Source organism: Halomonas sp. 3A7M (genome assembly GCF_014897875.1).
Classification (GTDB): Bacteria; Pseudomonadota; Gammaproteobacteria; order Pseudomonadales; family Halomonadaceae; genus Vreelandella.
On sequence record NZ_JABUZD010000067.1, the window covers coordinates 1 to 3,908 of the forward strand.

Here is a 3,908-nt window from a genome sequence, read left to right on the forward strand (position 1 = left end):
CGACGATATTGGCTGGATGAAATCTTTCATGCGTTTGCCCTGGCTTGCGAGGGTCGTCTTGGTGTTCGATGTAGCGCAGTAACGTCTCGATGTTGGTGCGCCCGCCCACACTGATGAGCGCGTAAGCGCGGTTCCAGAAAGACGGTTTCCAGTAATAAGGCGCAAGCTCGCTGGCAAACTCTTTACGCATTCGACGGGCAGTGACCGATTTTAGGTTTTTGACCAGATTGGACAGCTTCACCGTGGGCGGTGTCTCGAGCAGTAAATGTACATGGTCGGCCTCACCGCCAAACTCTACCAACTCGCAGCCCCACTGATGCAGCAAGTCGCGCAGGATCATTTCTATCCGGTCGAGCATGGGAGCCGTCAAGCATTTGTGCCGATACTTCATTGACAATACTAAATGATAATTAAGCCGGTAAGCACTATGGCTACGGGTTCTAAGGCTTGAAACTACGTTTGCCAACGGCAAACGCTTCAACGCCGACCTTAACGCCAGCTATAACATCGGTGCCAGTTACTGGGCGTGGAAACACAAACTGACCCGCCGAAAGGACGGGCAGGTGTCAGGAGGCCAATGCACCCCTGACTCACCGAGGATGCCGGTCACGCTCTCCACATTGTGGTGGAGCGATGAAGCCCCAAATCAATGCGCAGCATGATTCGTGGGTGCATTCACCGAGTAAAGTAGTTAGGAATTATGCCCCTTATGAAGTGTTTAACATTTCTTGTCACCGGCGGTGCCGGCTTTATTGGCTCAGCGGTAGTGCGTGAATTGATCAATAATACCCAGCACCGGGTGATTAACCTCGATAAGCTGACCTACGCGGGTAACCTCGAGTCGCTGACAAGTGTGGAAGGCAACGAACGCTACACCTTTGTGCAGGCAGATATTTGCGACGCTCCGGCCATGCAGGAATTGTTTGAACAGCACCAGCCCGATGTAGTGATGCACCTGGCTGCAGAGAGCCACGTAGACCGCTCCATCGACGGTCCCGCCGAGTTTATTCAAACCAACGTGGTAGGCACCGCCGTATTGCTAGAAGCCGCCCGCGCGTACTGGAAAACGCTACAGCAGCAGGATGCAGCCAAGGCAGAAGCCTTTCGCTTTCATCACATCAGTACAGATGAAGTGTATGGTGATTTGGAAGGCACCGACGACCTCTTTACAGAAACCACGCCTTATGCACCTAGTTCGCCGTACTCGGCCAGTAAAGCCAGTTCTGATCACCTAGTGCGCGCATGGCAGCGCACCTACGGCTTGCCCACACTGGTGACCAATTGCTCCAACAATTACGGGCCATATCACTTCCCAGAAAAACTAATCCCGCTGATGATCCTCAATGCCCTAGCAGGTAAGCCGCTACCGGTGTACGGCAATGGCCAGCAAATCCGCGATTGGTTATATGTGGAAGACCACGCCCGCGCCTTAATCAAAGTGGCTACAGAAGGCGAAATCGGCGAAACCTACAACATCGGCGGGCATAATGAAAAAGCCAACCTCACCGTTGTTGAAACGCTGTGTGACCTGCTCCAAGAGCTAGTGCCACAGGAACAGTCGTACCGTGAGCTCATCACCTTCGTAACCGACCGCCCCGGCCACGACGTACGCTATGCCATTGATGCCAGCAAAATTGAACGAGAGCTCGGTTGGACGCCAGAAGAAACCTTCGAAACCGGTCTACGCAAAACCGTGCAGTGGTACCTCGCCAACGAAACCTGGTGGAAACGCGTACAAGACGGCAGTTACCAAGGTCAACGGCTGGGAAGTATTTCATGAACATCCTAATCACCGGCGGTAACGGCCAAGTAGGCTTTGAACTCCAGCGCCAATTTGCCCCGTTCGGCACTATTCTGGCCCCGACACGCCAAGAACTCGATTTAACCAACGCCGACGCAGTAGATACTTACCTTGCCAAACACCAGCCTGGCTTAATACTCAACGCGGCGGCCTACACAGCGGTTGATAACGCCGAGAGTGAACCAGGGCAGGCACAGCGCTTAAACGCTGAATTGCCCGCGCAGCTAGCGGAATATGCAGCCAAGCACGGCATTCCTCTGGTGCACTACTCAACGGATTACGTTTACCCAGGCAACGGCGAAACACCCTGGCAGGAAGATAGCCCCACAGGCCCACTCAGCGTTTACGGCCAAACCAAGCTGGAAGGGGATCAAGGGATTATCGAAAGCGGTGCCAGCCACCTGATTTTTCGCACTAGCTGGGTCTACGCTGCCCGTGGCAGCAACTTTATGAAAACCATGCTTCGCCTGGGCCGCGAGCGGGAAGCGCTAAGCATCGTCAACGATCAAATAGGCGCGCCTACGGCCGCGCGCCTAATCGCTCAAATCACCGCGTTGTCTTTCACGGTTCACGGCTCACGGCTCTCTATTCACATTCCCCAAGGCATTTACCACTTAGCCCCCAGGGGGGAAACCAGCTGGCACGGCTTCGCCAGCGAGATTTTCAGTCAAGCCCGAAAAGCAGGGGAAGCACTAACGATTACGCCTGAAAGCACCGCAGTCATCCCCACGGCAGAGTACCCAGCACCCGCTCAGCGCCCGCTGAACTCACGCATGGCGTTGGATAAGTTAGAAAGCGCACTAGGCATTACCATGCCGCCCTGGCAGAGCCAGCTAGCATTAACGCTTAAAGAACATCTCAGTAATTAAAAAAACGTTATTCGCCACGGACGACACGTACGTCACAGACAAAACCATTTATTTGTTATTGAGTTGTTGCTTATGACTTTGTCCGTGTTTTCCGTGAGTGTCCGTGGCTAAAAATGAAAACCCTTAGCTAAACCGATGAAAGAGCCCACTATGAGCCAAAACTCACAAAGAAAAGGCATTATCCTGGCTGGGGGCTCGGGCACACGGTTACACCCCATTACTCGTGGTGTATCCAAGCAATTACTGCCAATTTACGATAAGCCGATGATCTACTACCCGATCTCGGTGCTCATGCTGGCAGGCATCCGCGATATTCTGATTATCTCCACACCTGAAGATTTACCTCAATACCAAAACCTGCTCGGCAGCGGAGAAGACTTTGGCATCAATCTACAATATGCCGAACAGCCAAGTCCTGATGGTCTGGCACAAGCCTTTATTATCGGTGAAGCGTTTATTGGCGAAAGCCCCGTTTGCCTGGTGCTAGGCGACAACATTTTCCATGGTCAACACTTTTCAGATCAGCTAAAACGCGCCAGTTCCCGCACGTCAGGCGCAACGGTATTTGGCTATTTGGTGAAAGACCCTGAGCGTTTCGGCGTAGTTGAATTTGATGAGCAGGGTCGCGCTATCTCCATTGAAGAGAAACCCAAAAAGCCCAAGTCTGCTTACGCCGTTACGGGGCTATATTTCTACGATAATGATGTTGTAGAAGTCGCCAAAAACGTAAAGCCTTCAGAGCGTGGCGAGCTGGAAATCACCAGTGTGAATAACGCCTACCTGCAGCGTGGCGATTTACGTGTAGAACGGCTAGGCCGCGGCTTCGCTTGGTTAGACACCGGCACCCACGACAGCCTGTTAGAAGCCAGCCAATACGTACAAACTATTGAACACCGACAGGGTCTCAAAATAGCTTGTTTGGAAGAAATAGCCTGGCAGCAACAGTGGATCAGCGACGAACACCTAACCGAACTCGCCAAACCACTCGCCAAAACCCAATACGGCCAATACCTACAGCGCCTGATAGCAGCCAAACGATAATATCTAGCCACGGACCCTCACGGGAAACCTATTTCGCCACGGACACTCACGGACGGCACGGACAAAGCCTTAAATTCTTTATTGGTTTTTGTTTTTGACCTTGTCCGTGTTTTCCGTGAGTGTCCGTGGCCAATTAAAACGCTGCTAATTTAGGCAGGGCAAACGCATGAAAGATTTCATCCAGCCAATATCGTCGC

General features: G+C 52.5%; 4 protein-coding genes. 3 read left to right on the top strand and 1 reads right to left on the bottom strand.

Annotation, left to right across the window (positions count from 1 at the left end; genetic code table 11):
* The coding region (gene tnpA / locus INT19_RS05970; protein ID WP_446719023.1) for an IS200/IS605 family transposase at nucleotides 1-472 on the bottom strand (472 nt) is incomplete at its 3' end.
* A 237-nt stretch (nucleotides 473-709) separates the two neighbouring features.
* Between tnpA and rfbB the strand changes: the two genes are divergently transcribed.
* The 3 genes from rfbB to rfbA all read left to right on the top strand — a co-directional run bounded on the left by rfbB (nucleotide 710) and on the right by rfbA (nucleotide 3,711).
* Nucleotides 710-1,780 (top strand): dTDP-glucose 4,6-dehydratase, encoded by a 1,071-nt coding sequence (gene rfbB / locus INT19_RS05975; protein WP_193060112.1) that lies wholly within the window; start codon nucleotides 710-712, stop codon nucleotides 1,778-1,780.
* Nucleotides 1,777-2,670: a dTDP-4-dehydrorhamnose reductase gene (rfbD, locus tag INT19_RS05980; RefSeq protein ID WP_193060113.1), complete on the top strand. Its 894-nt coding sequence runs from the start codon at nucleotides 1,777-1,779 to the stop codon at nucleotides 2,668-2,670. The genes rfbB and rfbD overlap by 4 nt, the downstream gene beginning before the upstream one ends.
* 150 nt (nucleotides 2,671-2,820) lie before the next feature.
* Nucleotides 2,821-3,711 carry a glucose-1-phosphate thymidylyltransferase RfbA gene (gene rfbA, locus INT19_RS05985; RefSeq protein WP_030071909.1) on the top strand — a complete coding sequence of 297 codons (891 nt, stop codon included), beginning with the start codon at nucleotides 2,821-2,823 and terminating at the stop codon, nucleotides 3,709-3,711.
* Nucleotides 3,712-3,908 lie beyond the last annotated feature (197 nt).

What these genes read in the sequence shown, in the direction of transcription:
- rfbB (WP_193060112.1), top strand. Translation starts at nt 710, where the DNA reads ATGAAGTGTTTAACATTTCTTGTCACCGGCGGTGCCGGCTTTATTGGC.
- rfbD (WP_193060113.1), top strand. Translation starts at nt 1,777, where the DNA reads ATGAACATCCTAATCACCGGCGGTAACGGCCAAGTAGGCTTTGAACTC.
- rfbA (WP_030071909.1), top strand. Translation starts at nt 2,821, where the DNA reads ATGAGCCAAAACTCACAAAGAAAAGGCATTATCCTGGCTGGGGGCTCG.